Raw genomic sequence first — 25,032 nt, forward strand, 5'->3', positions numbered from 1 at the left:
TGTTGGTTCTCGCGTGGGGCGCCCCCGCCCCCCCCCGCCCCCCCCGCCACATTGGGGCGCTTGGGTCAGGCCGCCCTGGCGACTAGCTCCGGGCGGGGCGACCGCACGTCCGGCGGTCGCCGCGGGTGGGTGAGCGACGGGTTCCGAACCCACGCCCCCATCGCCGCCGGCAGGCCGTCTTGAATGAGTCATTCAGGACCTCACACGCCCTGAATGACTCATTCAAGACACGCGAAGTCCGCTCAGGCCGCCGCGACCAGGGCCGGTTCCACCGCGCGGACCCGGGTCCGGCGGTCCCGCTGCCAGGCGATCACCCGGCAGACCACATAGATCAAGAATGAAATCGCCGTCACGAACGCGCTCACCGGCAGCCCCGGCGCCAGCGAAAGCACGATCCCGCCGATCGCCGACACCTCGGCGAAGACCACCGAAAGCACCGTCGCCTTCCACGGCGACGCCGTCACCCGAGCAGCGGCGGCCGCGGGCGTCACCATCAACGCCACCACCAGCAGCGACCCGACCACCTTCACGCTCAACGCGGTCGAAACACCCACCAGCAGCGCGAACACCACCGTCAGAGTCTTGACCGGTACCCCGCGCGCCACTGCCACGTTCCGGTCCACCGAAGCGAACAACAGCGGCCGATAGACCACCGCCAGCACCGCCAGCACCACCACCGACGACACGACGAACAACGTCAGGTTCGTCGAATCGATCGTGATGATCTGGCCGGTGAGAATGCCGAACTTGTTCCCGGACCGTCCTTTGTAGAACGACAGGAACAGCACGCCCATACCCAGCCCGAACGACAGGATCACGCCGATCACCGAGTCGCGGTCAGCGTCGCGCGCGCCGAGGATCCCCAGCAGCAGCGCCGCCACCACCGCGCCGATCAGCGCGCCGTACTCGACGCCGATGCCGAGCAGCAGGGCCGCCGCGCCGCCGGTGAACGCCAGCTCGGACGTCCCGTGCACCGCGAACGACATCCGGCGCATCACGATCAGCGGGCCCAGCACCCCCGCCACCAGGCCGAGGATCGCCGCCGCGAGCAAGGCCGTCCGGACGCCGTCCAGCTCGGTGATCAGCTCCCACGTCTTGCCGAAGTCGAACAGATCCAAGGTTCAGCCCACTTGCTCTTCGACGTCGTGTTCGTGGTGGTGCGGCTCCTCCTCGCACAACGCGCTCTGCGCGCCCGCGATGTGGATCTGCCCGCCCACCTTCAACACCTCGACACGGGTGCCGTACAGCTCGGTCAGCGTCTCGGTGGTCATGACCTCGTCCGGCTTGCCGATCCGGAACGAGCCGTTGACCAGGTACAGCACCCGGTCGACGAACGGCAGTACCGGGTTGATCTCGTGCGTCACGAACAGCACCGCGGTGCCCGACGCACGCCGCCGGGAGTCGATCAGCTCGCTGATCGCGCGCTGGTGCGCCAGGTCCAGGGACAGCAGCGGCTCGTCGCAGAGCAGCACCTCGGGGTCGCCGACCAGGGCCTGCGCCACCCGCAGCCGCTGCTGCTCGCCGCCGGACAGACGCCCGACGGGCTGCTTCGCGTACCGGGTCGCGCCCACCGCTTCGATCGCTTCGGCAACACGCCGACGTCGGGCCGCCATGCCGAACAGGCCCGGTCCCCAGCGGTGGCCGTCGAGGCCCAGCCCGACCAGGTCGACGCCGCGCAGCGTCAACGACTCGTCGATCGCACGTTGCTGGGGGATGTAGCCGACCTTGCGGTTCGCGCCGCCCGGGCGGCCGCCGGCGATCTCGACCGCGCCCGCCGACAGGCCCTGCATGCCGAGCAGCGCCTTGAGCAGGCTGCTCTTGCCGGAGCCGTTGGGGCCGAGCACGGCGAGGAACTCACCCGGCTCGACGACGAGGTCCAGCCCCGACCACAGGGTCCGGGGACCGAACGCGAGCCCCGCCCCGCGGACCCGGACCGCGGGGCGTACGTCGTCGGAGACGGAGACAGGAGGCATAGCTACTTCAACGCTCCTGCCAGCGCTTCGACTTCCCCGGTCATCCAGCCAATGTAGTCCGTCACACCCTGCGGCAGCGTCTCGGTCACGTCGACGACGCCGATCCCGGCGGCCTTCGCCTGGCCGACGACGTCCTGGGTGAGCGGCGTGACCGTCTGGGCGTTGTTGATCAGCGCCTTGACCTGCTTGGTGGCGATGAGCTGCTTGTACTCGTTGACGGCGCCGGCCGGGACGTCGGTGTCGTTCTCCACGGCGTCCGAGAAGGCCTTCGGCGTCGCGTCCGTCAGCTTCGCGCTCTCGAGCAGGTAGTGCGCCACCGGCTCGGTGACGACGACCTTCGTGCCCGGGTGGCTCGCGCCCAGCTCGCCGAGGCGCTTCTCCAGCGCGTCGACCTTCGCCTTGAACGCCGTCGCGTTGTCGGTGAACGCCTGCTTCGACGCGGGCTGCAGCTCGCTGAGCTGCGCCGCGACCTGGTCGGCGACCTTGTCGACGCCCGGCAGGTCGTACCAGACGTGCTCGTTCTCGTCGCCGGTCGCGGCGATGTCGTAGGCGACGAGCTTCTTGGCGTCGCCGGCCTGCGCGGTGAGCTTGTCGAAGAACTCGTCGTAGCCGCCGCCGTTGGACAGCAGCAGCTTCGCGTCCTTCGCCGCCAGCGCATCATCAGCCGTCGTCTCGTAGGAGTGCGGGTCGGCCGACGGGTCGTGGATGATCGACTTGACCTCGACCTTGTCGCCGCCGACGGCGCTCACGACGCTGCCCCAGACGTCCGTCGAGGCCACGACCTCGATCTTGTCGGACCCGCCGGACTGCCCGCCGCCGTCGGAGCCGGAGGTTCCGCCGGAGCACGCGGCCAGGGCGAGCACGGACAGGGCCGAAGCGGCGGCGAGCACGCTCCTGGTGCGGCGGGAACTCATCGAGAACTCTCCTGGGTCGAACGCTGAACGCTAATGGAAACCGTTGTCAGATTCACCTTACCCCATCCGGATGACTTCCTGGCCATCCGATCGAGTTTTGGTGTATGCGTCTTCGTGCATGCGGATCGAGACATCGACCACCCGGGGTGTCTCTTCATGAATTCGATCTGAACCGTTACGGTTTGCTGATGGGACGTCCTATTCGCACCCGGAGGCAGGCGACGCTGGCGTCGCTCGCGGCGGAGCTCGGTGTGTCCAGGACCACGGTGTCCAACGCCTACAACCGGCCGGACCAGCTGTCCCCCGAACTGCGCCGCCGCGTCCTCGAGACCGCGCGTCGCCTCGGCTACCCCGGCCCCGACCCGGTCGCCCGCTCCCTGCGCACCCGCAAGGCCGGCGCCGTCGGGCTGCTGCTCACCGAGAACCTCTCCTACGCCTTCCGCGACCCCGCCGCCGTCGGCGTCCTCGAAGGACTGGCCCTGGCCTGCGAAGACGCCAGCGTCGGCCTGCACCTGGTGCCGGCCAGCCCGGGCAGTGAAGACGTCGCCGCGGTGCACCGCGCGGGCGTCGACGGCTTCGTCGTCTACTCCGTGCCCGATGACGACCCGCACCTGGCCGCCGTGCTGGAACGCCCGGTGCCGACGGTGATCATCGACCAGCCGAGCATCGAGGGCATCGACCGCGTCGGCCCGGACGACGCGGCGGCGGTCGGCAAGATCGCCGAGCACCTCGTCTCGCTGGGCCACCGGCAGGTCGGTGTCATCTGCATGCGGCTGGCCCGGGAGCGCAACGACGACTTCGTGTCCCCGGCGCGCCAGAGCGGCGCGCACTTCCACGTCCAGCGCACCCGGCTCGAAGCCCTCGCCGTGGCGTTCTCGGCGGCCGGCGTCGACTGGGCCGGCGTCCCGGTGGTCGAGCGCTTCGACCACACGGTGGACGACGGCGCGTCCGCGGCCCGGCAACTGCTGGACGCGTACCCGCAGATCACGGCCGTGATCTGCACTTCGGACATCCTGGCGCTCGGCGCCATGGCCGAGGCCGAACGGCGGGGGCTGCGCGTGCCGCAGGACCTGACCGTCACCGGCTTCGACGGCATCGCCGAGGCCGAGCGGATCGGGCTCACCACGGTCCACCAGCCGGTGCTCGAAAAGGGCAAGGTCGCCGGCCGGCTGCTGCTCGGCTCGGCCGAGCGGAGCGCGCCGAAGGTGATCACGCTGCCGACCGAGCTGCGCGTCGGGCGCACGTCGGCGCCGCCGCGGACGGTCGAGGAGCCCTGGTTCGGCGGCTGATTCCAGGGGCCCGTGACATAGCTCGTAGTGCATTGCCCGAACGGGTACTCACCAGGTCAAATGGAGTGGTAAGCCCGCGCCGCGGGGCCACTGGCCGGAAGGTGACCGATGACCTCGATCGACGTTCTGCTCAAGCGCAACCAAGAACTCGGCGAAGTGACGCCGGGCGACCGCTCGTCGGCCAAGCCGTCGCTGCAGGTGGCCATCCTGACCTGCATGGACGCCCGGATCCGGGTGTTCGAGCTTTTCGGCCTGCTGCAGGGTGAGTCGCACGTCCTGCGCAACGCGGGCGGGGTGGTGACCGACGACATGATCCGCTCGCTGGCCCTTTCGCAGCGCAAGCTGGGCACCCGCGAGGTGCTGATCGTCCAGCACACCGAGTGCGGCCTCTCGACGGTCACCGAGGACGACTTCAAGGACGAGCTCGAAGAAGCCACCGGCCTGCGCCCGACCTGGGCGGTCGAGGCGTTCCGCAACGTCGAGAACAGCGTCCGGACGTCGGTGGAGCGGGTGCGGCGCAGCGCGTACCTGCCGCACACGGAGAACGTCCGCGGCTTCGTCTACGACGTGAAGACCGGGAAGCTCACCGAGGTCAAGTAGACCTTGCGCGTCCTTTTCGCCGGGCTCGCGTCGGCCGGCCACACGTACCCGATGGTCCCGCTCGCGATCGCGGCGCGGGACGCCGGACACGAGGTGCACTTCGCCGCCGGTGAGCACGTCAACGCGTCGCTGGACCGGCTCGGGCTCAACCCGTTCCGGCCCGCCGACTCGTTCTACGAGATCTACGCGGAGGACCTCGAGCCGGAGCTGGCTCGGCTTCGGCCCGACCTGGTCGTGCACGGGTGGGGCGTCCCGGAGGCCGCCGTCGCCGCGCGGCGCGCCGGGATCCCCGCCCTGTGGCACGGGGTCGGCCGGATGTTCCCCGACGGGATCGGGTTCGAACGCCCCACCGGCGGCGTGCACGTCGACATCTGCCCGCCATCGCTGCAGGACGAGGCCTTCCTGGCGACCGCGGAACGCATCGCCCTGCGTCCCGTGCCCTTCGCCGAGCCGGGGCCGCCCGCGCGGTTCGAGCGGCCTCTGGTCTACCTGACGCTCGGCACGGCGTTCGGCACCCCGGAGGTCCTCGGCACGGCGATCGAGGGGCTGGCCGCGCTCGGCTCGCACGTCGTCGTGGCCACTGGTCGCGTGGCCCCGGCGGACCTCGGCACGCTGCCGGGCAACGTCACCGCCGCGGCCTGGGTGCCGCAGGCCGCGGTGCTCCCGATCGCGGCCCTGGTCGTGCACCACGGCGGCAGCGGCACCACCCTCGGCGCGCTCGCCGCCGGTGTCCCGCAGCTGGTCCTGCCCCAAGGCGCCGACCAGTTCGCCAACGCAGACGCGCTGTGCGCCGCGGGTGCCGCGCTGCGCCTCCTGCCCGGCGAGCTGAGTGCGGACGCCGTCACCGAACAGGCCCGGAAAGCGCCCTCCCTCCGCGACGCGGCCCGCGTAGTCGCCGAGGAGATCGCCGCGATGCCGTCGCCGGCCGAGGTCGCCCGCGAGCTGCCGAAGTACGCGAAGTAGCCTCCCGGCGTGGCTGTGGACGCTGACGTACTGCTCGACTGGTTCTCCGCGCACGGCCGGGACCTGCCCTGGCGCGAGCCGGACTGCTCGGCCTGGGGCGTGCTGGTCAGCGAGATCATGCTGCAGCAGACGCCGGTCGCGCGGGTGCAGCCCATCTGGCACGAGTGGATGGCGCGCTGGCCGGTCCCGTCGGCGCTGGCCGCGTCGACGCAGGGCGAGGTCGTGCGGGCCTGGGGCAAGCTCGGCTACCCGCGGCGCGCGCTGCGCCTCCACGAAGCCGCCGGCGTGATCGCGCGGGAGCACGGTGACGTCGTTCCGTCCGATGTGGACACCCTGCTCGCACTGCCCGGGATCGGTGCGTACACCGCTCGCGCCGTCGCCGCGTTCGCCTACGGGCAGCGGGCACCCGTCGTCGACACGAACGTGCGGCGGGTCGTCGCGCGGGCCGTGCACGGGGCCGGGGACGCCGGTCCCGCGTCGAACACCCGGGATATGGCCGACGTCGAGGCACTGCTGCCGGCCGAGGAAGCGCCCGCCGCCCGGTTCTCCGCCGCGATCATGGAGCTCGGCGCCCTGATCTGCACGGCGCGTTCGCCGAGGTGCGCTGACTGCCCGGTTTACGACGAATGCGCGTGGCAACTGGCCGGACGCCCGGAGTACGCGGGCCCGGCCAAGCCCGTGCAGAAGTTCGCCGGCACCGACCGGCAGGTCCGCGGACTGCTGCTGGACGTCCTGCGCGGTTCCGAGGGCCCGGTGGAGAAGGCCCGCCTCGACCTGGTGTGGCACGACGGCGGCCAGCGCGACCGCTGCCTGGACTCCCTGCTCGCCGACGGCCTGCTCGAACAGACCCGTGACGGGCTCTTCGCACTGCCGGGCGAACACTAACGCGCTACAACAAAAGTTGGTCAATAGTTGTCATCGGCGCGATGCGGAGTTACCTTTCCCGCATGGTCACTGTTGACCGCCGGACCCTGCTCAAGGCGGGGGCGACCGCGACCGCGGCCGGCGCACTGGGGATGACGACCACGGGTACGGCCGCCGCGGGCGTACCGACGCCGACGATCCACTCCACCTCCGAGTGGGGCGCGCGGGCCGCGACGGGCCCGATCGTCGTCGAGAACCACAAGCCGACCTACATCGTCGTGCACCATGCCGTCGATCCGCCGATGAACAACGACTTCTCGCTGGCGCGCGCGTTCTACGTCGCGAAGTTCATCCAGAACCTGCACATGGACAAGAACGGCTGGATCGACAGCGGCCAGCAGTTCACGAACAGCCGCGGCGGGTTCGTCACCGAAGGCAGGCACCGCAGCCTGGAGATCCTGCGCGGCGGCACGCAGCACGTGCAGGGCGCGAACGTCGGCAACCACAACAGCGAGGTCATCGGCATCGAGAACGAGGGCCTGTACAGCACGGTCGACGTGCCGCAGGCGCTGTGGGACTCGCTGGTGGGCCTGGTCGCCTACATCGCGCACCAGTACGGCATCGCGCCCGAGTTCATCAAGGGCCACCGCGACTTCAACACCACCGAGTGCCCTGGCCAGGTGCTGTACAACCGGCTGCCGGAGCTGCGGACGGCCGTGGGCCGCGTCCTCGGCGTCTCGGTGGCGCGGTCCGAGGCCGAATGGCCGCTGCTGAAGCCGGGCGACACGGGTCGTCAGGTGCAGCTGGCGCAGCAGTTCTTGCGCAAGTCGGGGTTCGGCGTGCCGACCGACGGCGTGTTCGGTAAGTCCACAAAGGACGCCGTGGCCGCTTTGTCCGTTCAGGCCGGCCTGCCGCGCGACACGTGCACCGCGGCGAAGGCGACGGACGAGACCGGCTTCCTCGGCTCGGACGTCTGGCCGCTGATCGTCCCGGCCGACCGCTCGACGGCGGCCTGGCGAGCCGACCTGACCCGCGCTTGAACCGGCGGAGCTTTCACGTAAAAGCTCCGCTTCAGCGGGCCAGCACGGCGGAGAGAAACGCTTCCACCGCGCCTCGGTACGTCTCCGGGGCTTCATCGTGGGGCAGGTGGGCCGAACCTGGCACCACCAGGTGTTTCGCGCCCGGAACCCGTTCGGCGACGAGTGCCTGCTGACCGGCCGGCATCGCCGTGTGCTCGCCCTCGACCAGCAGCAGCGGGCAGCGGATCGCGGCCACGACGTCCCAGTAGTCGCGACGGCCCCACTCGGCGGCGATGACGTACAGGTCTTCAAGGTCGGCCACGAGGTGAAATCCATCGGAACGCTCCTCGACGCAGTCGGCGAAGTACTCGCCCGCGTCGCCGAAGAACTCGCGGACGTGGTCCCGCGACCTGAACGGCACCGGCCAGCTCTCGAAGTACCCGCGCCACGTCTCGACGGTCCGCCCGCGCTGGTCCGGCGCGAAGTCTTCGGAGACGACCGCGCGCACGAGCTCCGGGTACTTCGCGGCGGTCGTCCAGGCGTGCAGGCCGCCCATCGAATGCCCGATGAGCACGGCCGGACCGGCGTCGAGCGTCCGCAGCGCGTCGGCGACGTCGTCGGTGAACCGCTCGGTCGTCCAGGGTCCGACGCGCGGGGCGCTGCCGTGGCCGCGCGCGTCCAAGCCGTACACCGCGCCGTAGGGCCGAAGCCACTCCGCGACGCGCCACCACGTCCTCGCGCGGCCCATCAGTCCGTGGAGCAGAACGATCGGCACGCCGGTGCCGCCGAAACAGAGCACGCGGCCACCTAACCACAAAACCGCAGGTGCGGAACGTGATCAAGTGATCGCAATCCATCACCTATGGTGGTTCCCATGCGCCGCCGACTGACCGCCCTCGCCGTCTGCGCCGCGGTGATCGTCGCCGCGGCCTGCAGCGGTGACGCCGTCACGGCGGCGCCCCCGCCCGCGCCGATGCACCCAGCGCCGGGGACTTCCGGAGCCGGTGATCCGTATTACCCGGACGACGGCAACGGCGGTTACGACGCGCTGAACTACCACGTCGACGCGACCTACGACCCGCCGAGCGGCCACCTCGACGGCGACACGACGGTCACCGCGAAGGCCACCCAAGACCTCAGCCGGTTCGACCTCGACCTGCGCGGGCTCGACGTCCGCGGCGTCGAGGTCGACGGCCAGCCGGCCCGCTTCAGCCGCGAGAAGGCGTTCGAGCTGGTCATCACGCCGGCGGCGCCGATCCGCGCGGGGACGACGTTCCGCACCCGCGTCCGCTACGGAGGCGACCCGGCGAAGACCCCGCACGACGGCGGCAGCGAGAACGGCTGGCAGCACTCGGCCGACGGCGGCGCGTACATGGTCGGCGAGCCGCATTCGGCGGCGTTTTGGTACCCCGTGAACGAAACTCCGCGCGACAAGGCGTCCTTCACGCTCACCGCGCACGTCCCGGCCGGCTGGACAGTCATCTCGAACGGCCGGGAGGGCCCGCCGGGGACGTGGACCGAGCCGAACCCGGTGGCGAGCTACCTGACGACGATCGCGATCGGCAAGTTCAGCGTCGACAGGTCGACACTGAAGGACGGCACCCCGGTCGTCACCGCGTACGCGCCCGGCACGGAAGACCGCCGCGCGATCGGCGACCGCCTGCCGGAGGTGCTCGGCTTCCTGAGCGGCAAGTTCGGGCCGTACCCGCAGTCGGCGGCCGGCGGGATCTTCCTGAACGAGGACGTCCACTTCTCGCTGGAGACGCAGACCCGGCCGACGTACGCGAAGTGGGCCGACCTGCCAACGCTGGTGCACGAGAACGCCCACGAGTGGTTCGGCGACTCGGTGTCGTTGACCGACTGGTCCGACATCTGCCTGAACGAGTGCTTCGCGTCGTACGCGCAGTGGCTGTGGGCCGAGCGCGAGGGCCAGAGCCTCGACGACCGCTACCGCGCGGCGATCGAGATCACCCGCGGCAGCACGGACTTCTGGGCGCAGAAGCTGGTCGGTATGGGGCAGGGCCACGAGTTCGAGGGCGTCTACAACAAGGGCATCCTGGCGCTGCACGCGTTGCGCCGCCGGATCGGCGACCCGGCGTTCGACCGGCTCCTGCACGACTGGCCGTCCCGCTACCGCCACAGCAACGCGACCTGGGCCGATTTCGAGAAGATGGCCTCGCAGGTCAGCGGGCAGAACTTGCGGTCGTTCTTCGACGAGTGGTTCCGCGGCACGAAGCTCCCCGCGGATGCCGACCTCTTCCCCGGCTCACTGCGCAGCTGAGCTGCCCAGCAGCGACCGCGTCAGCGCACTCCGCGCGTCCTGCATCTCCCGCAGCGCCGTCGTCAGCTCCTCCTCGCCGACGACGACGTCCTCGTCCGGGCGCGTGCTCAGTGCCAGCAGCGACGCCCGCCGCAGCAGCTCCTTCGCGAACGACGCCGTCATCCCCTTCGTCGCCTCGACGATCGGGCCGAGGTCCGCCGTCAGGGTCAAACCCCGCGCGTACAGGCGTAGGAGTGCTTCGCGCCCGGCAGCGTCCGGGAGCGGGATCTCGACGGCGAGGTCGACGCGGCCCGGCCGGTCCGCGAGGGCCTTCTCCAGCTCGCCGGCCCGGTTGGTGGTGAGCAGGAACGTGACGTCGGCGTCGCCGCCCACGCCGTCCATCGCGTCGAGCAGGGTGAACAGCAGCGGCTGGACCATCGGCCCGTAGCTGCGGTCCTGCGCGATCAGGTCGACGTCCTCCAGCACGACCACGCTCGGCTGCAGCCGCCGCGCCAGCTCCGCGGCCTTGCCGATGAACTTCATCGCCGCCCCGGTCAGAATGATCACCGTGGTGTCCGGCAGACGGCCCATCAGGTAGCGGACCGTGTGCGTCTTGCCGGTGCCGGGCGGGCCGTGCAGCAGCAGCCCGCGCTTGAGGTGCTGCCCCGCGGCCAGCAACCGCTCGCCGTGTTCCGCGATGCCGATCGTGTGCCGCTCGATCGCGTCGAGCACGCCCTTCGGCAGCACGACCTCCTCGCCGGTCAACGCCGGCCGCGGAAGGAACGTGAGCAGTTCGTTGGCGCGGTGCTCACTGGTGCCGAAGGCCAGCACCTGTCCCCGCAGGAGATCGTGTTCGGTCATCAGCCGCTCGACGTGGTTGCGTACTTCGGTGGCGGTCGCCCGGGACGTCGCGAGGACCTCCAGCCGGCACTGCTCGAGCCCCCACTGCGGGTTCGCGCCGCGGATGGCGAGCAGCACCGGCTCACCGTCCGGTGCGCTCGTGCCGACCAGCCCCAGCTGGACGGCTTCGGTCGCGTCGTGCGGGCCGGTCGCCGTGGTGGTGTAGTCCACCGAGCCGAGCTCGTACATCCCCTTGCTGCGCGCGGTGGCGAGCATCCCGATGAGGTCCTCGTGCGTGCGCTGACCGCCCGCGATGCCGAACCAGCCCACGGCTGTGCCGTGCTCGGCGAGGTAGGCGTCGACGCCGCGCTGGATGTTGGCGTGCTCCCACATCGGCCAGTTGCGGGTCACGACCACCACTTCCGGCAGCGGTGCCCCCAGATGGCCGGTCACGCGCTCGATCAGCTCGCTGCCCCCGCCGCCCGCGACCTCGTCGGCGGTGGCGCGGACGATCCGGGCGATATCGGTGGCGAGGTCGCGCTCGGTACTCCCCATGGCCTCAACAGTGGCACGGGTCACACCGCGGAGCCAACTAGGGTGGGAGCCATGAGTGTCGTCAAGATCAACGCGATCGAGGTTCCCGAAGGCGCCGGCCCCGAGCTGGAGAAGCGGTTCGCGGCGCGGATGCACGCCGTCGACCAGCAGCCCGGGTTCCTCGGGTTCGAGCTGCTGCGCCCGGTTTCCGGCGAGACGCGCTACTTCGTCTACACGAAGTGGGAGACCGAGGAGGCGTACCAGGCGTGGGCGAAGGGCGGCCCGGCCGCGGCGGCGCACTCGGGCGAGCGCGCCAAGCCGGTGTCCACCGGGGCGAACCTGCTGGAGTTCGAGGTCGTCCTCGGTTCGCAGCCGGGTGAGTGACGCTCTCGAGCGAGCCGCGGAACTCCTCGAAGGCGCCGGCGCGCTGCTGATCTGCGCCGGCGCCGGGATGGGCGTCGACTCCGGGCTGCCGGACTTCCGCGGCGGCGAAGGGTTTTGGCGCGCGTACCCGCCGTACGCCCGGCTCGGCATGCGGTTCGAAGAGCTGGCCGATCCGCGGCACTTCGCCGACGACCCCGAGCTGGCCTGGGGGTTCTACGGACACCGGCTGTCGCTCTACCGGCGAACGGTGCCGCACGAGGGTTTCCGGCTGCTGCGCGGCTTCGCGCCAACCGTGCGCGTCTTCACATCCAATGTGGACGGACAGTTCCAGGAGGCAGGCTTCGAGCACGTCGCCGAGGCGCACGGCTCGATCCACCACCTGCAGTGCCTTTCCGGGTGCACAACGGCCATCTGGCCCGCCGACGTCGAAGTCGCCATCGACGAAGAGACGATGCGTGCGGTGCCACCGCTGCCGTCGTGCCCCCGGTGCGGTGGCCTGGCCCGGCCCAACATCCTCATGTTCGGCGACTTCGACTGGGTTCCGGACCGCAGCCAGGCCCAGCTCGACGAGCTGACGGCGTGGCGACGCACCGCGCGCGACCTCGTGGTGGTCGAGCTGGGCGCGGGACAGGCGGTCCCGACGGTCCGCCGCTACAGCGAACTGGCGAGCGCGGCGACCGGCGCGCTGATCCGCATCAACCCGCGTGAACCGGAGATCCGCCACGGCCGCGGGGTCTCCATCCCGGCCGGCGCGCTGGAAACGCTCACGGCGCTGGCCGCAGCCACAGGTCCCGGTTCCCCGCGAGCATGACCCGGCCGTCGGCCAGCGTCGTGGCCACCCGCACCGGGGACTCCGCGCAGCCCAGCTCGCCGCGCTGCCAGCCCTGACCGTCGCGCACCAGCACGGCCGAGCAGGAGCGCGGGCGCTGGTTGCCCCGGTTCGGTTCGATGGTCCGGCCGGCCAGCACGAGGTTTCCGCGCCCGTCCAGCGTGCCCGCCACGATCCCCCCGGGCCCAGGGGTGTCCACTGTGGACCAGGCGCCCGGCTTCCCGGTGATCACGAAAGGCTTCTGCGCGTAGCCGTTCGTAGTCTCACCGTAGAGCAGCCACTGCCCGGCGACCGGCAGGATCCCGTACACCAGTGTCTCGTCCGACGGCGTCGAAAGCTCCGACACCGTCCAGCTGCCGCCGCCGTCGTGCGAGACCCAGAGCTGCAGCCGCGGGTTCGAATACCCGGCCGCGAGCAGTTCCTGCCCGGCGGCCGCCACCGACCACGGCCCGTTCGCCCCGGTCACTCCCTCGAGGAGCGGCATCACGACCGTGCGTTCCGTCTTGCCTCCGTCGTCCGACACCCAGGCCACCGGCCGGGTCGTCTGCCCGTCGAGGAACGCCGTCCCGACCGCCACCAGGTTGCCACCCGAACGCGCCAGAGACCGCACTTCACGCCGGCCGCGCAGCTCGCCGAGCTCGGTGACGGTGCCGCCGGCGTCCCGCTGCGAGAACTTCGCGCCCGCCCCGGACACCGTGCCGTCCGGGCCCGGCACCGCGTGCGCGGCGAAGCCGAGCGCGCTCTTGGGCCCGCCTTCCGGCGCGGCGGCGGACTGCCCGCACGCGGCGACCAGCAGGACCACGGCGAGCGGCACGAGTCTTCGCATGGCGGTCAGGCTGCCAGAAACGGCTTCACGGCAGGCGGACTTCGGCGAACACCGCCCGGTGGTCGCTGCCCGCGACGTCGAACACGCGGTAGTCCTGGACCGCCGCCCGGTTGTCGACCACCACGTGGTCGATCGTCACCACCGGCGACGACGACGGCCACGTGGGCGTCAACCCCGAGCCGTGCTCCTCCGCCGCGTCGTTGTAGCCGCGGGAGAGCACCGTGCGGAACGCCGCGTGGTCCAGCGTCGCGTTGAAGTCGCCCGCCAGGATGCGCAGGCCGTGCTCGCCGGCCGCGCGGGAGAGGTCCTTGATCTCCCGCTCCCACTGCGGGGTGTCGACGTCCGGGGAGATCGGGTGGACGGCGACGATCTCGGCCACCACGCCGTCGCCGAGGTCGGCCTGCGCGCCCGGCTGCTTGGCCGCCGAATCACCCGTCAGGTTGACCTCCTTCAGCGGGAAGCGCGACACGATCCCCGAGCCGAACGCCCCGGGCGCCGGGTGCAGCACCCGGTACGGCAGGGCCTGGAACAGCCCGGCCGCGGTCAGGCCGTCGACCGCGCGGGGCGTCAGCTCGACCAGGTTGAGCACGTCGATCCGCTGCTCGCGCACCAGGTCGACGACGGCCTTCGGGTCCGCCTGGCCGTAGAGCAGGTTCGAAGCGAGCACGCGCAGTGTCTTGCCGTGCACTTCGCGTTGGTCGCTCGCCGACAGCCGCGGCAGCACGAGCACGGCCAGCGCGATGGCCAGCACCAGCGCGACCCCGCCGACCCACCAGCGCCGCAGGGCCAGCGCGAGTCCGCCCAGCAGCACGCCCCCGGCCGCCACGAACGGCGTCAGCGACAACGCGACGAGGGTGTACCAGTCGCCGTCGTAGCCGATCAGGCGCAGCGCGACCAAGACCACCAGCAGCACCAGCGGCACCACCAGCAGGGCCGTGACCAGCGGGTTCTTCCGCCGGACGCGCGTCTCTTCCGCAACCGTCATGTGCCGAGTATGCCGATGCGCCCGCCGCCCGGCCCGGGCGCCGACAACACCTCCACAAGATCTCCACCAGCGGCTGCCAGCGCCTGCCAGCGCGCTGTGCGCGGCCTGCCAGCGCCGTCGTCCAAAGTCATCCTCAGAACGCGACGGTGAAGGAGGAACGCCCATGTCGCACGCGATCCAGGCCGAGGGCCTGGTCAAACACTTCGGGGACACCAAGGCGCTCGACGGGGTGGACCTCGAGGTCCCCTACGGCCAGGTGGTGGGGGTGCTCGGGCCGAACGGCGCGGGCAAGACGACCGCGATCCGCATCCTGGCGACGTTGATGAAACCGGACTCCGGGAGAGCCACCGTCGGGGGCTTCGACGTCGTCACCGACCCGGTCCGGGTCCGCAGCCTGATCGGCCTGACCGGGCAGTACGCGTCGGTCGACGAGGACCTCAACGGCATCGAGAACCTGATGCTCATCGGCCGGCTCTACGGCCTGTCCCGCGCCCACGCCAAGGCGCGGGCCACCGAGCTGATCGAGCGGTTCGAGCTGACGCCCGCGGCCAAGCGGCCGATCCGGACGTACTCGGGCGGCATGCGGCGGCGGATCGACCTGGCCGCCAGCCTCGTCGGCCGGCCCGAGGTGCTCTACCTCGACGAGCCGACCACCGGGCTCGACCCGCACGCCCGCAACGAAGTCTGGGAGGTCGTCCGCAACCTCGTCGCGGAGGGCGCGACGGTGCTGCTGACCACGCAGTACCTCGAAGAGGCCGACCAGCTGGCCGACAAGATCACCGTGTTCGACCACGGCCGGGTCGTCGCCGACGGCCGGGCGGACGAACTGAAGCGCCGGGTCGGCGGGCAGACGCTGCAGGTCCGCCCGACCCAGCTGACCGACATGGACGCCGTCCACCGGATCCTCGGCGACCTCACCGGCGTGCGGCCGACGCGGGACAACGCGTCCGGGCTGCTCACCGCGCCGGTCAGCGACCCGGTGCTGCTGTCCACGTTGGTCCGCAAGCTGGACGAAGCCGGGATCACCGCGGACGAGCTGGCGCTGCGGCTGCCCAGCCTCGACGAGGTGTTCCTCGCCCTGACCGGGCACACCGCCGAAGAGTCCAAGAAGGACACCCGAGACCTCGAAGGGAGCCTGGCATGACGACGCTGGCGCTCGACCGCCCGGCCCCGCCGCGGCACATCAGCCCCGCCAAGGGCTTCCAGCACGCGCTTTCACTGGCCTGGCGCGGCATCCTGAAGATCCGCAAGAACCCGGAGCAGCTGGCCGACGTCACGCTGATGCCGATCATCTTCCTGGTCATCTTCGTCTACCTGTTCGGTGGCGCGCTGTCCGGGTCGACCGACGCGTACCTGCAGATGGTCGTGCCGGGCGTGATCGTGATGAACATCCTGCAGGCGTGCCTCACGGTCGGCACGAACCTCAACACCGACATCACCAAGGGCGTCTTCGACCGGTTCCGCAGCATGCCGATCGCCCGATCGGCACCGCTGATCGGCGCGGTGCTCGCCGACGTCGTCCGGTACGTCGTCTGCCTGGTCGTGCTGATGGTGGTGGCGACGATCATGGGCTACCGGATCGCGACCAGCCCCGGCGAGTTCGCCGTGGCGATCCTGCTGGCGCTGGCGTTCGGCCTGTGCTTCTGCTGGGGCTCGGTGTTCGTCGGCATGGTGATGAAGTCGCCGGGCTCGGCGCAGGCACTGATGTTCGTCTTCATCATGCCGCTGACGTTCGGCAGCAACGTGTTCGTCAGCACCAGCACCATGCCGGGCTGGCTGAAGGCGTGGGCGGACATCAGCCCGGTGAGCCTGATGGCCAACGCCCTGCGCGGCCTGATGAACGGCGGCGCCGTCGCCGGTCCGCTGGCCGGGGCGCTGGCCTGGATGGCCGGCGCGGTGATCGTGTTCTTCCCGCTGGCCACCTGGGCCTACCGCCGGCGGGTCTGAACGGCGCGGACGCACGGGGGTGAGTCGCGCCAGGGGGAACTGAAGGGGACGTCCGCGAGGGCGTCCCCTTCAGCTTATCGCGGCGCACACCTCGGCGATGGCGTCCTCTTTGGACATTGCGCGCACCGCCGCGATCAGCTCTTCGTACCGCGCGTCGGAAAGTTCCGCGCGCAGCTGGGCGATCAGCTCGCGCACCTCCGGGCTGCCGAGGTCGAACCGGCCCCGGATCAGCGCCGACGTCCCCAGCAGGCGGGCCGCCTCGACCGGCCGGCCCTGCTCCCCGCGCACCAGCGCCAGCAGCTCCACCGCGCCGGCGAGATCCGGCATGTCACCGCGGTCCCGGGTCGCCAGGATGGCCTTGACGAAGTGCGCCTCGGCCTCGTCGGGCCGGTGCTCGGCCAGCGCGAGCCGCCCTTCGAACGCGCTGATCCACTCCTCGCCCATGCCCTCGGGGAACGCGGTCTCCCACGTCAGCGTCCGGAGCTGGGCGAGCGCCGCGCGGGCTTCGGCCGGCCGGCCGCCGCGCAGGCACAGCTCGATCCGGCCGAACGTCAGGACCGCCCGCTGCTGCGCGTTCTCGATCCCCCGCCCGTAGCGCTCGGCGGCCTCCTGGTCGCGCCACGCGCCTTCGATGTCCCCCAGCCGGGCGCGTTCGACGGCCAGGCGCCACCAGTGCTGGACGACGTCCTCGTGCGAGCGCAGCTCCATCGACAGCGCCAGCCCCTGCTGGTACACCTCGATCGCGCTCTCGCCTTCGCCGTCCTGTGACAACGCGTTCGCCTTGAAGCTCAACGTCATCGCCGTGCCCCAGCGGTCGCCGACCTGGCGGAAGCCCGCGTACGCCAGGTCCCGGGCGCGATCCGCCCCCTCGATGTCGCCGGCGTCGTCGAGCAGGAAGCTCTCGACCCAGAACCCGCCCGCGCGGATCCAGGGGTCGCCGTCGGCCTGCGCGCGGTGCACCTCCCGCATCGCCAGCTCGCGGTCGCCGCCGAGGAACGCCAGCATCGGCAGCGCGACGGCCAGCCCGGGGTACTTCGCCACCGCACCGGTGCGGACGCATTCGTCGACCAGCTCGCGGATGCCTTCGGGCGGGATCCGGGACGGCACCTGGCGGAACAACCGCATGATCGCGCGGTAGGCCGCCCGGGCGTCCGGGGGCAGCCGGTCGCCGAAGCCCAGCACGGCGTTGATGAACTCTTCGGCCCGTTCGCCCTGCCCGAGGATGGTGAAGTACCAGAACATCCCGTTGAGCAACCGCACCGAAGTGTCCACATCGGACCTTTGGATGGCCGTGCGCAGGGCGCCGGTCAGGTTGGCCGACTCCGCCTCGTAGAGGTCGATCGCGGACAGCTGCTCACCGGTGCGCAGCAGCGGTTCCGCCCATTCGGCAAGGCCGACGTAGTAGCCGGCCATCGCGCGCTGGAACGTGTCCTGCTCACCGGACTCCGCGAGTCGTTCACCGGCGTAGGCCCGCAGGGTCTCCAGCATCCGGTACCGCGGCTCACCACCGCGGTTCACGGTGTCCACGATGGACTTCTCGACGAGCGTGCCGAGCACGTACGGGACGTCGGCGGCGGGCAGCAGCTCGTCCGCGCAGACCCGCTCGACGGCGTCCGTCGGCGCACCGCTGGGGAACACCGCGAGCCGCCGCGCGAGCACCAGCTCCGGCTCGGTGAGCAGGTCCCAGCTCCACTCGACGACCGCGCGCAGCGTCCGCTGCCGCGGCAGCGCCGTGCGGCTGCCCGAGGTCAGCAGCCGGAACCGGTCGTCGAGCCGGGCGGCGATCTGGGCCGGTGTCATCGACCGCAGCCGCGCCGCGGCCAGCTCCAGCGCGAGCGGCATCCCGTCGAGCCGGCGGCAGATCTGGCCGACGTCGTCCACAGTGGACTCGTCGAGCACGAAGTCCGGGCGGACCGCGCTCGCCCGGTCGAGGAACAGCCGTGTCGAGTCCAGCTCGGCGGCTTCGGCGGGCGCCGCGCGTTCGGCGGGCACGGGCAGCGGCCCGAGCGGGCAGAGCGCCTCGCCGGTGATGGCCAGCGGCTCCCGGCTGGTCGCGAGGATCCGCAGCCCGGGCACCCGGCCCAGCAGGTCGTCGGCCAGCGTCGCGGCCGCGTCGATGAGGTGCTCGCAGTTGTCCAGCACCAGCAGCGCTTCCCCGCCGGCCAGCACCTCGGCGGCCTGGCCGAGCAGGTCCGGCCGCCGCCGCACCTCGGTGTCGGTGCTGCGGATGTCGCGCACCTCCAGCGCGCCGGCCACCGCGCCGACGACGTCGCCGGGGTCGCGGACGCCGGCGAGCGGCACGAACCACACGCGCCCGCGCGCGTGCGCCGGATGCCGCGACGCCGCCTCGGTGGCCAGCCGCGTCTTGCCCGCCCCGCCCGGGCCGATCAGGGTGACCAGGCGGGCACCGCCGAGCAGTTCGGCCAGCAGCTTGAGCTCGTCGTCACGGCCGACGAACGTGGTCAGCCGGGTCGGCAGCCGGTCGGTGATCGGCGACGGCGGCGCGAACTCGCCGCGCAGCGCGGCGAGGTGGATCTCCTGCAGCTCGGCCGACGGGTCGACGCCGAGCTGGTCGGCCAGGGTGCGGCGGATCCCGGTGTAGACGCCCAGTGCTTCCGACTGCCGCCCGGCCACGCAGAGCGCGCGGATCCGCAGGCCGGCCAGCCGCTCGCGCAGCGGGTCGGCGTCGGCCGCGGCGGCCAGGTCGGCGAGGACGCCGGCGTGTTCGCCCAGCCGGATCAGGGCTTCGAAGCGGTCTTCGGCCGCTTCGGCCCGAAGGTCGGTCAGCCGGCGAGCGGGCGCCGGAGCGAACGGTGCCTCGATGACGTCGGCGAGCGCGCCGCCCTGCCAGAGCCCGAGGGCTTCGGTGAGCAGCTCGGCCGCGCGGGCGTCCCGGCCCGCGGCGAGCTCCCGGCGGCCGTCGGCGGCGAGCCGTTCGAACCGCTCGGCGTCGACGTCTTCGCGGGTCACGGCGAGCCGGTAGCCACCGGGGCCCGACTCGACGGCCACCGGCAGCGCCTTCCGCAGCCGCGAGACCAGCGACTGCAGAGCGTTGGCGGCGTCGGCGGGCGGTTCGGCACCCCAGAGCCCGTCGACGAGCGCGTCCGCCGGGACAGCGCGCCCGGCGTCCAGCGCGAGCCTGGCCAGGAGCATGCGGAGGCGGGCCCCGCCGATGTCGATCGGCGTGCCTTCGTCGTCGGTCGCCCGCAGCGGGCCCAGCAGCGCAACGCGCATGCGTCCAGCTTTCCAGACCGCGCCCGGGCGCCGGGGGCGGATGGCCGGAGCGGCACCGACGGAAGTGTTGATTTTCCGGACAAATGCGACGTCAGACCGCCGGGCGGGACGTTCGTGGCGATACGTTGCGGTTCCACGTCCACCCCAGACAGGAGCGTTCATGAGGGGACAGAAACCGGTCGTGCTCGCCGCCGCACTGCTCACCGGCATCTGCTTGAGCAGCGGGGTCGCGGCCGCCGGGAACGACTGGGGCGCCGCGAAGCCGGGCAGCGACGGCGCGGGCGACAGCTACTACCCCCAGGACGGAAACGGCGGCTACGACGTCTCCGACTACAACCTGAAGGTCAGCTACGACCCCGCGTCCCACCAGCTCAAGGGCGCGCAGGACATCTCCGCGCGCGCCACGCAGTCGCTCAGCTCGTTCAACCTCGACCTGCGCGGCCTGACCGTCGACTCGGTGAAGGTCGACGGCCGCGGCGCGAAGTTCAGCCGGACCGGCGACCACGAGCTGGTCATCACGCCGTCGCGGTCGCTGCGGCGCGGCGAGCACTTCGAGGTCGAGATCGACTACCACGGGGTCCCCGCGCCGATCGACGACCCGTCGCTCGGCAACAACGGCTGGCAGTACGCCCAGGCGGGCGGCGCGTTCGCCGCCGGCGAGCCGAAGTCGGCCACCACCTGGTACCCGGTCAACGACACCCCGCTCGACAAGGCCACGTTCCACCTCGCGATCACCGTGCCCGACGAGTGGGGCGTGATCGCCAACGGCCGCGAGAAGCCGTCCTTCAAGGCGCCGGGCGGCACCACGCACGTCTGGGCCGAGGAAACGCCGATCGTGCCCTACATGACGACGGTCGCGATCGACAAGTGGACCTTCGACAAGCAGAAGCGCAAGGACGGCACCCCGGTCGTCAGCGCGTTCGCCCCGGGCGTCCCCGACTCGACGAAGCAAGCCGAGGCGCGCCTGCCGGAGATCCTCGACTTCCTCGAGACGAAGTTCGGCAAGTACCCGATCGACGCGGCGGGCGGCATCTTCCTCAACGAGCAGATCGGCTTCTCGCTGGAGACGATGAGCCGGCCGATCTACTCCGCGGGCTGGGCCGGCACGGTCCCGACGATCGTCCACGAGAACGCCCACCAGTGGTACGGCGACTCGGTGGCGGTGTCGCACTGGCGCGACGTCTGCCTGAACGAGTGCTTCGCGTCCTACGCGACGTGGCTCTGGGACGAGGCGAAGGAGGGCGTCGACCTGAACAAGCAGTACGCGGACGACGTCAAGAAGGCGTCGGCGAACTTCTGGAACGGCAAGCTCTACGACATGGGCCCCGGCAAGGAGTTCACGTCGGTGTACTCCAAGGGCCCGATGATGCTGCACGCGCTGCGCAACTACGTCGGGCAGCCCGCGTTCGACCGGGTCCTCAAGACCTGGCCGGCGCTGCACCGGAACGGGAACGCGAGCATGCAGGAGTTCCAGCAGTACACCGAAAAGGTCGCGCACAAGAACCTCCAGGGGTTCTTCGACGCGTGGGTGTACGGCGCCGGCAAGCCCGCGGACCAGTACCTCTTCCCGGGTGGCCTGAAGCCCGCCGCCTGAATCTGCAGTGCCGTCAAGGCCACCTTGCGGGCGTCTGACGCCCGTAAGGTGGCCTTGACGGCTTTGGGAGGTGGGACATGGCCAACGTGCTGATGACCGGGTTCGCGCCGTTCGGCGGGGAGGCGGTGAACCCGTCTTGGCAGGCGGTTTCGCTGCTCGGCGCGCGCCGGGACGACGTCGCGGCGGTGGAGCTGCCGTGCGAGTTCGACGCGTCGCTGCCCACGCTGCGGCGCGCGGTGGCGGAGCACCGGCCGTCGCTGGTGGTGTGCGTCGGCCAGGCGGGCGGCCGCCTCGACGTGACGCCGGAGCGCGTCGCGGTCAACCTGATCGACGCGCGCATCCCCGACAACGCGGGCGCGCAGCCGGTGGACGTCCCGGTGGTCCCGGACGGCCCGGCGGCGTACTTCACGACGTTGCCGGTGAAGGCGTGCGTGGCGGCGATCCGCGCGGCGGGCGTGCCGGTGTCGGTGTCCCACACCGCCGGGACGTACGTGTGCAACCAGGTCTTCTACGGGTTGATGCACCTGCTGTCGACCCTGCCGGACGTGCGCGGCGGGTTCGTGCACGTCCCGTTCAGCCCCGAGCAGGTGGCGGCGTCCGGCAAGGCCGCGCCGTCGCTGGGGGTGGACCGCATCGCCGACGCGCTGGAAGTGCTGGTGGACACGGCGTTGCGGACAAGGGAGGACCTCGCCGTCAGCGCGGGCGCGGAGCATTGACGGATCCGGTTCGTCCGGAGTTAACCGCCGCGGCCGGTGAGCTCCACGAACGCCGCCGGGCCCGGGACGTTGTGGTGCACCGTCAAGTCCGCCACCCGGTCGCCGCTCCACTCCGGCGTGAAGCTCACGACGAGCGTGCACCTCCTGCCCGGCGCCACCTCGAGGCCGACGCACGCGCCCGCGTCCACCGCGAACTCCTTGCTGTCCAGCTCGGTCCCGCTGATCCGCAGCGGGACGGCGCCGACGCTGCGGACCGCCACCGTGCAGGTCGTCGTCGTGTGCACCGGCGTCGTGCCGCAGGCCACCGATTCCGGGACCAGCACTGCCGCCGGGTCGGTGGCCGGCACCACCGGGAACGTCGCCGGGCCGCCGCGCACCACGTCGAGCACCGTCACCCCGGTCACCGTCAGGACCAGCGCGCCCGCGGCCAGCAGCACGATGGCGATCGCCTTGATCCCGCGCGCGGCGCTGCCGTCCTTGGCGGTGAACCCGCCGGCCGCCAGCACCGTGACCACCAACGTCGAGATCAGCGTCGCGTTCGGGCCGGCGCCGATCGCCGCCGGAACGAGCGTGCCGAGCAGCGACGCCGCGACCGTGACGCCGAACCCGGTCCAGGAAAAGCGTTTCGCCTCGCGCAACTGCCGCCGCACGGTCGGAGCGCGAGGCTTCGTGACTGTGCTCATGCAGGTAAGAGCGCCGGCCGCCCCGGACAGGTACGAGTTTCCCCCGTTCGGCGGTACGGAGCTGCTCTCGTGATCTGACGCACACCCTCCGCGAATCACCCTGGCGGGCGACTGAACGGTGTTTACATGACGAGACGCCCGGAACAAGAGGTGACCATGATCGGGTTCGAAACCGACCCGCAGGATCTCCGCGACTCCGCCGGCGCGCTGCTGGAGGACCAGTACCGGAAGAGGCAGGACGAGATCGCCGGTTTCCACCGCGCGACGCCCGTGGGAGCGTTGAATGGCTGAGCAGGCGAAACCGGACCGTGACGCCCTTCTGGGCGAGCTGTCCGCGCTGACGGCGACGGCGACGTCCGCTGACGGCGCCGTCTCGCTGTCGGTCAACACCGACGGCGTGCTGACCCGGCTGCGGCTCACCGACGCCGTCTCGCGGATGTCCCCGGACGAGATCGCCGACGCCGTGCTGCGGACCTACGTCGAAGCGCAGCGGGACTCGGCGAAGCGGACCGGGCAGCTGCTGGCGCCTTTGGGCAGCGGCGGCTACCTGATGGACCGGCTGCGCTGGCGGGTGCAGTTCGAGCCGCCGACGCCTTCGCCGGCGCCGGCCGCCCCTCGGCGCGAGGAGCGGACCGACGCGGTGCTGCAGGACCGGTCGGCCGAGGCTCCCGCCGTCGCACCGCCACCCGGACCGGTGGCGGACGACGACTTCTACCGCCAGGGCCCGCGGATGGACCAGGCCTGGTGAGCCGTCAGGCGGGTTTGAGCTCGCCGGTGAAGTAGGCGACGAGGTCCGGGGTGCGGCGCCCACGGTCGATCGAGACGTAGAGCCCGGCCGCCCGGCGGTCGTCCGCGCCGAAGAGCACGATCCCCGTGACGCTGCCGACCCCGGCGACGTACCGGCCGTGCAGCCCGCCGCCGTCCCAGGTGCCGCGTTCGACGGTGCCCTCGCCCAGCTGCAGCTTCGCGCCCGCCTCGATCTCCTGGACGGTCACGCCCTGGTAGTAGCTGACGGCGCTGCCCTTGCCGAACCCGCAGGTGACGGCCACCTGGGCGTGCACCAGCTGAGCCACCGAGTCGGCGGGCCGGCAGGTGGCGCGGTCCGGGACCGTGCCGGCCAGCGAGCGCAGGCACGGGGTGAACCCGGCTTGGTCGCGCTGGGCCGTCGTCGTGCAGTCCACTGTGGATTCCGCTGCGGAGCCGCCCTGGGTGACGAGGACGATCACGGTCACCACGATCGCGACGACGACGAGCACCGCGAGCGCGATGAGCCACGGCTTGGTGTTCTTCTCCGGCTTCGGCGGCGGCGCGTACTGAGGCGGCCGGACCGGCGGTTGCTGGTGCTGCCAGGGTTGCGGCCGCGGCGGCGTCACGGGCGGGCGGACCGGCGCGAAGGCGGGCACGGTGAGGTCGGCGGTGTTCCCCAGCGGAACGTGGTGGAGGCCGAACGCCACGGCGGTCTCGGGCTGGTCCTGCGTGGTCGGCGCGACGCCGAGCTGGCGCCCGAGAAGCCTGGCCAGCAGTGGCATCCGGCTCGGCCCGCCGACGAGGTAGACACCGGCGAGCTGCGCGGGAGTCAGGCCGGCGCGGTGGATCGTCGCGGCGAGCAGCTCGGCGCTGCGCAACAGGCTGGGCCGCACGAGCGCTTCGAGCTCGTCGCGGCTGACCAGGACGTCGCCGAACGGCTCGGGCATCGGCACGTGGGTCTGCGTGTGGCGGGAGAGGCTTTCCTTGGCGTCGCGGACATCCTGCAGCAGCGCGCGCCGCGTGCGCCGGTCGGCGGTGGACTGCGGGCGGAGAAGCCGTTGCCACTGCGCCGGATCGGCGTGCGAGACCGAGCGTCCGATGTGGACGAGCAGGGCCTGGTCGATGTCGAGGCTGCCGAGGTCGGGCAGGCCCCCTTCGGCGAGCACGGCAAAGCCTTGCTGGGACACGCCGACGACGGCGCAGTCGAAGGTGCCGGCGCCGAGGTCGTAGATGCCGATGGGGCCGGTGTTGCGGTGCCCGATGCTCGCGTAGTGCGCGGCCGCGGCGACCGGCTCGGGAATCAGCCGGACATCGGTGAACCCGGCCTTGGCGGCGGCGGTGCGAATGGCCTCCTGCCGGGTGTCGCCCCAGCCGGCGGGATGCGAGATCCGCGTCTGCCCGGGCGCGCGGCCGAGCTGCCGTTCGGCTTCCTCACCGATCCTGCGCAGGACGGCGGCGAAGGCGTCGGTGACCGGGACGGCGGTTTCGCCGAGCCGCAGGGTGCCTTCGTCGATGCACCGCTTGGGGTTGGGCTCGAACCGGCTGGGATCGAGCCGCGCCCGCCGTTCGGCATCCTGCCCGACGACGAGCTGGCCGTCATCGCCGACGAAGACGGCGGAGGACATGGTGACGGACCCATCGACCTCGATGGCCCGCGGCCCGCGCCCGAAGGCGGAGAGGACACCGACGGTGCTGGAAGTCCCGAAGTCGATCGACAGCACGTCCACGCGGATTCCCCTCCCAAGGCCCGCGGGCATCGTCTCACGCGCCCCAAGGCGGCCTTGGGGCGCTGGGGCCGGACGCGAGAAGGGCGGCTCCCCTTCCGGGGAAC

General features: G+C 71.7%; 24 protein-coding genes. 14 read left to right on the forward strand and 10 right to left on the reverse strand.

The window, feature by feature from the left end; translation table 11 throughout:
* Positions 1 to 242 precede the first annotated feature (242 nt).
* The 3 genes from AB0M59_RS06440 to AB0M59_RS06450 are packed head-to-tail and all read right to left on the reverse strand — an operon-like array spanning position 243 to position 2,887.
* Positions 243 to 1,118 carry a metal ABC transporter permease gene (locus tag AB0M59_RS06440; protein ID WP_364609723.1) on the reverse strand — a complete coding sequence of 292 codons (876 nt, stop codon included), beginning with the start codon at positions 1,116 to 1,118 and terminating at the stop codon, positions 243 to 245.
* Positions 1,119 to 1,121: 3 nt separating this feature from the next.
* Entirely contained in the window at positions 1,122 to 1,973 is an 852-nt protein-coding gene (locus AB0M59_RS06445; RefSeq protein WP_364609726.1) for a metal ABC transporter ATP-binding protein, read from the reverse strand.
* Between the two features lie 2 nt (positions 1,974 to 1,975).
* Positions 1,976 to 2,887: a zinc ABC transporter substrate-binding protein gene (locus tag AB0M59_RS06450; RefSeq protein ID WP_364609728.1), complete on the reverse strand. Its 912-nt coding sequence runs from the start codon at positions 2,885 to 2,887 to the stop codon at positions 1,976 to 1,978.
* Between the two features lie 188 nt (positions 2,888 to 3,075).
* On the opposite strand from AB0M59_RS06450, the gene AB0M59_RS06455 reads away from it, so the two are divergent.
* From AB0M59_RS06455 to AB0M59_RS06475, 5 genes are all read left to right on the forward strand, one after another.
* The gene (locus tag AB0M59_RS06455; protein ID WP_364609731.1) at positions 3,076 to 4,176 is read left to right on the forward strand and encodes a LacI family DNA-binding transcriptional regulator; all 1,101 of its coding nucleotides are present in this window, start codon (positions 3,076 to 3,078) and stop codon (positions 4,174 to 4,176) included.
* A 108-nt stretch (positions 4,177 to 4,284) separates the two neighbouring features.
* Complete coding sequence (locus AB0M59_RS06460; protein ID WP_364609734.1) at positions 4,285 to 4,776, forward strand: carbonic anhydrase; 492 nt, start codon at positions 4,285 to 4,287, stop codon at positions 4,774 to 4,776.
* A 3-nt stretch (positions 4,777 to 4,779) separates the two neighbouring features.
* Positions 4,780 to 5,739: a glycosyltransferase gene (locus AB0M59_RS06465; RefSeq protein WP_364609737.1), complete on the forward strand. Its 960-nt coding sequence runs from the start codon at positions 4,780 to 4,782 to the stop codon at positions 5,737 to 5,739.
* 9 nt (positions 5,740 to 5,748) lie between these two features.
* Positions 5,749 to 6,624: an A/G-specific adenine glycosylase gene (locus AB0M59_RS06470; RefSeq protein WP_364609740.1), complete on the forward strand. Its 876-nt coding sequence runs from the start codon at positions 5,749 to 5,751 to the stop codon at positions 6,622 to 6,624.
* A 62-nt stretch (positions 6,625 to 6,686) separates the two neighbouring features.
* Entirely contained in the window at positions 6,687 to 7,643 is a 957-nt protein-coding gene (locus AB0M59_RS06475; protein WP_364609743.1) for an N-acetylmuramoyl-L-alanine amidase, read from the forward strand.
* A 31-nt stretch (positions 7,644 to 7,674) separates the two neighbouring features.
* On the opposite strand, the gene AB0M59_RS06480 is transcribed toward AB0M59_RS06475, so the two are convergent.
* Positions 7,675 to 8,421 carry an alpha/beta hydrolase gene (locus tag AB0M59_RS06480; protein ID WP_364609746.1) on the reverse strand — a complete coding sequence of 249 codons (747 nt, stop codon included), beginning with the start codon at positions 8,419 to 8,421 and terminating at the stop codon, positions 7,675 to 7,677.
* A gap of 75 nt (positions 8,422 to 8,496) precedes the next feature.
* Between AB0M59_RS06480 and AB0M59_RS06485 the strand changes: the two genes are divergently transcribed.
* Complete coding sequence (locus AB0M59_RS06485) at positions 8,497 to 9,903, forward strand: M1 family metallopeptidase (RefSeq protein ID WP_364609749.1); 1,407 nt, start codon at positions 8,497 to 8,499, stop codon at positions 9,901 to 9,903.
* Here the strand turns inward: AB0M59_RS06485 and AB0M59_RS06490 are convergent.
* Positions 9,889 to 11,277 carry an ATP-binding protein gene (locus tag AB0M59_RS06490; protein WP_364609752.1) on the reverse strand — a complete coding sequence of 463 codons (1,389 nt, stop codon included), beginning with the start codon at positions 11,275 to 11,277 and terminating at the stop codon, positions 9,889 to 9,891. The two genes, AB0M59_RS06485 and AB0M59_RS06490, sit on opposite strands and share 15 nt — an antisense overlap.
* 51 nt (positions 11,278 to 11,328) lie before the next feature.
* On the opposite strand from AB0M59_RS06490, the gene AB0M59_RS06495 reads away from it, so the two are divergent.
* Positions 11,329 to 11,640 (forward strand): antibiotic biosynthesis monooxygenase, encoded by a 312-nt coding sequence (locus AB0M59_RS06495; protein WP_086862154.1) that lies wholly within the window; start codon positions 11,329 to 11,331, stop codon positions 11,638 to 11,640.
* Positions 11,633 to 12,451: a Sir2 family NAD-dependent protein deacetylase gene (locus AB0M59_RS06500; protein ID WP_364609755.1), complete on the forward strand. Its 819-nt coding sequence runs from the start codon at positions 11,633 to 11,635 to the stop codon at positions 12,449 to 12,451. Before AB0M59_RS06495 ends, AB0M59_RS06500 begins: the two co-directional genes overlap by 8 nt.
* Here AB0M59_RS06500 and AB0M59_RS06505 read toward each other — a convergent pair.
* Positions 12,405 to 13,295, reverse strand: coding sequence for a hypothetical protein (locus AB0M59_RS06505; protein ID WP_364609758.1), 891 nt, complete (start codon positions 13,293 to 13,295; stop codon positions 12,405 to 12,407). The two genes, AB0M59_RS06500 and AB0M59_RS06505, sit on opposite strands and share 47 nt — an antisense overlap.
* Positions 13,296 to 13,320: 25 nt before the next feature.
* Entirely contained in the window at positions 13,321 to 14,280 is a 960-nt protein-coding gene (locus AB0M59_RS06510) for an endonuclease/exonuclease/phosphatase family protein (RefSeq protein ID WP_364609760.1), read from the reverse strand.
* 163 nt (positions 14,281 to 14,443) lie between these two features.
* On the opposite strand from AB0M59_RS06510, the gene AB0M59_RS06515 reads away from it, so the two are divergent.
* Both AB0M59_RS06515 and AB0M59_RS06520 read left to right on the forward strand, forming a co-directional pair.
* Complete coding sequence (locus AB0M59_RS06515) at positions 14,444 to 15,424, forward strand: ATP-binding cassette domain-containing protein (RefSeq protein WP_364609763.1); 981 nt, start codon at positions 14,444 to 14,446, stop codon at positions 15,422 to 15,424.
* Positions 15,421 to 16,227: an ABC transporter permease gene (locus tag AB0M59_RS06520; RefSeq protein ID WP_364609766.1), complete on the forward strand. Its 807-nt coding sequence runs from the start codon at positions 15,421 to 15,423 to the stop codon at positions 16,225 to 16,227. The genes AB0M59_RS06515 and AB0M59_RS06520 overlap by 4 nt, the downstream gene beginning before the upstream one ends.
* Before the next feature lie 69 nt (positions 16,228 to 16,296).
* On the opposite strand, the gene AB0M59_RS06525 is transcribed toward AB0M59_RS06520, so the two are convergent.
* Positions 16,297 to 19,461, reverse strand: coding sequence for a BTAD domain-containing putative transcriptional regulator (locus AB0M59_RS06525; protein WP_364609769.1), 3,165 nt, complete (start codon positions 19,459 to 19,461; stop codon positions 16,297 to 16,299).
* A 160-nt stretch (positions 19,462 to 19,621) separates the two neighbouring features.
* On the opposite strand from AB0M59_RS06525, the gene AB0M59_RS06530 reads away from it, so the two are divergent.
* Both AB0M59_RS06530 and pcp read left to right on the forward strand, forming a co-directional pair.
* Entirely contained in the window at positions 19,622 to 21,055 is a 1,434-nt protein-coding gene (locus tag AB0M59_RS06530; protein ID WP_364609772.1) for a M1 family metallopeptidase, read from the forward strand.
* A 77-nt stretch (positions 21,056 to 21,132) separates the two neighbouring features.
* Positions 21,133 to 21,771, forward strand: a complete 639-nt coding sequence (gene pcp / locus AB0M59_RS06535; protein WP_364609775.1) for a pyroglutamyl-peptidase I — start codon at positions 21,133 to 21,135, stop codon at positions 21,769 to 21,771.
* A 20-nt stretch (positions 21,772 to 21,791) separates the two neighbouring features.
* On the opposite strand, the gene AB0M59_RS06540 is transcribed toward pcp, so the two are convergent.
* Complete coding sequence (locus AB0M59_RS06540; RefSeq protein WP_364609778.1) at positions 21,792 to 22,454, reverse strand: hypothetical protein; 663 nt, start codon at positions 22,452 to 22,454, stop codon at positions 21,792 to 21,794.
* Positions 22,455 to 22,580: 126 nt separating this feature from the next.
* Between AB0M59_RS06540 and AB0M59_RS06545 the strand changes: the two genes are divergently transcribed.
* Both AB0M59_RS06545 and AB0M59_RS06550 read left to right on the forward strand, forming a co-directional pair.
* Positions 22,581 to 22,745, forward strand: coding sequence for a hypothetical protein (locus tag AB0M59_RS06545; RefSeq protein WP_364609781.1), 165 nt, complete (start codon positions 22,581 to 22,583; stop codon positions 22,743 to 22,745).
* The gene (locus tag AB0M59_RS06550; protein ID WP_364609784.1) at positions 22,738 to 23,202 is read left to right on the forward strand and encodes a YbaB/EbfC family nucleoid-associated protein; all 465 of its coding nucleotides are present in this window, start codon (positions 22,738 to 22,740) and stop codon (positions 23,200 to 23,202) included. Before AB0M59_RS06545 ends, AB0M59_RS06550 begins: the two co-directional genes overlap by 8 nt.
* A gap of 4 nt (positions 23,203 to 23,206) precedes the next feature.
* Here the strand turns inward: AB0M59_RS06550 and AB0M59_RS06555 are convergent, their stop codons facing one another.
* Positions 23,207 to 24,928 (reverse strand): Hsp70 family protein, encoded by a 1,722-nt coding sequence (locus tag AB0M59_RS06555; RefSeq protein ID WP_364609787.1) that lies wholly within the window; start codon positions 24,926 to 24,928, stop codon positions 23,207 to 23,209.
* Between the last annotated feature and the right edge of the window lie 104 nt (positions 24,929 to 25,032).

The sequence above is a fragment of the Amycolatopsis sp. NPDC051371 genome, assembly GCF_040682155.1.
In the GTDB taxonomy this organism is placed as follows: Bacteria; Actinomycetota; Actinomycetes; order Mycobacteriales; family Pseudonocardiaceae; genus Amycolatopsis.

Bases quoted from the DNA above. Each gene is read 5' to 3' on its own strand.
- AB0M59_RS06445 (WP_364609726.1), bottom strand. From the start codon at position 1,973: ATGCCTCCTGTCTCCGTCTCCGACGACGTACGCCCCGCGGTCCGGGTC.
- AB0M59_RS06450 (WP_364609728.1), bottom strand. From the start codon at position 2,887: ATGAGTTCCCGCCGCACCAGGAGCGTGCTCGCCGCCGCTTCGGCCCTG.
- AB0M59_RS06455 (WP_364609731.1), top strand. From the start codon at position 3,076: ATGGGACGTCCTATTCGCACCCGGAGGCAGGCGACGCTGGCGTCGCTC.
- AB0M59_RS06460 (WP_364609734.1), top strand. From the start codon at position 4,285: ATGACCTCGATCGACGTTCTGCTCAAGCGCAACCAAGAACTCGGCGAA.
- AB0M59_RS06475 (WP_364609743.1), top strand. From the start codon at position 6,687: ATGGTCACTGTTGACCGCCGGACCCTGCTCAAGGCGGGGGCGACCGCG.
- AB0M59_RS06485 (WP_364609749.1), top strand. From the start codon at position 8,497: ATGCGCCGCCGACTGACCGCCCTCGCCGTCTGCGCCGCGGTGATCGTC.
- AB0M59_RS06490 (WP_364609752.1), bottom strand. From the start codon at position 11,277: ATGGGGAGTACCGAGCGCGACCTCGCCACCGATATCGCCCGGATCGTC.
- AB0M59_RS06495 (WP_086862154.1), top strand. From the start codon at position 11,329: ATGAGTGTCGTCAAGATCAACGCGATCGAGGTTCCCGAAGGCGCCGGC.
- AB0M59_RS06505 (WP_364609758.1), bottom strand. From the start codon at position 13,295: ATGCGAAGACTCGTGCCGCTCGCCGTGGTCCTGCTGGTCGCCGCGTGC.
- AB0M59_RS06510 (WP_364609760.1), bottom strand. From the start codon at position 14,280: ATGACGGTTGCGGAAGAGACGCGCGTCCGGCGGAAGAACCCGCTGGTC.
- AB0M59_RS06515 (WP_364609763.1), top strand. From the start codon at position 14,444: ATGTCGCACGCGATCCAGGCCGAGGGCCTGGTCAAACACTTCGGGGAC.
- AB0M59_RS06520 (WP_364609766.1), top strand. From the start codon at position 15,421: ATGACGACGCTGGCGCTCGACCGCCCGGCCCCGCCGCGGCACATCAGC.
- AB0M59_RS06525 (WP_364609769.1), bottom strand. From the start codon at position 19,461: ATGCGCGTTGCGCTGCTGGGCCCGCTGCGGGCGACCGACGACGAAGGC.
- AB0M59_RS06530 (WP_364609772.1), top strand. From the start codon at position 19,622: ATGAGGGGACAGAAACCGGTCGTGCTCGCCGCCGCACTGCTCACCGGC.
- pcp (WP_364609775.1), top strand. From the start codon at position 21,133: ATGGCCAACGTGCTGATGACCGGGTTCGCGCCGTTCGGCGGGGAGGCG.
- AB0M59_RS06540 (WP_364609778.1), bottom strand. From the start codon at position 22,454: ATGAGCACAGTCACGAAGCCTCGCGCTCCGACCGTGCGGCGGCAGTTG.
- AB0M59_RS06545 (WP_364609781.1), top strand. From the start codon at position 22,581: ATGACGAGACGCCCGGAACAAGAGGTGACCATGATCGGGTTCGAAACC.
- AB0M59_RS06550 (WP_364609784.1), top strand. From the start codon at position 22,738: ATGGCTGAGCAGGCGAAACCGGACCGTGACGCCCTTCTGGGCGAGCTG.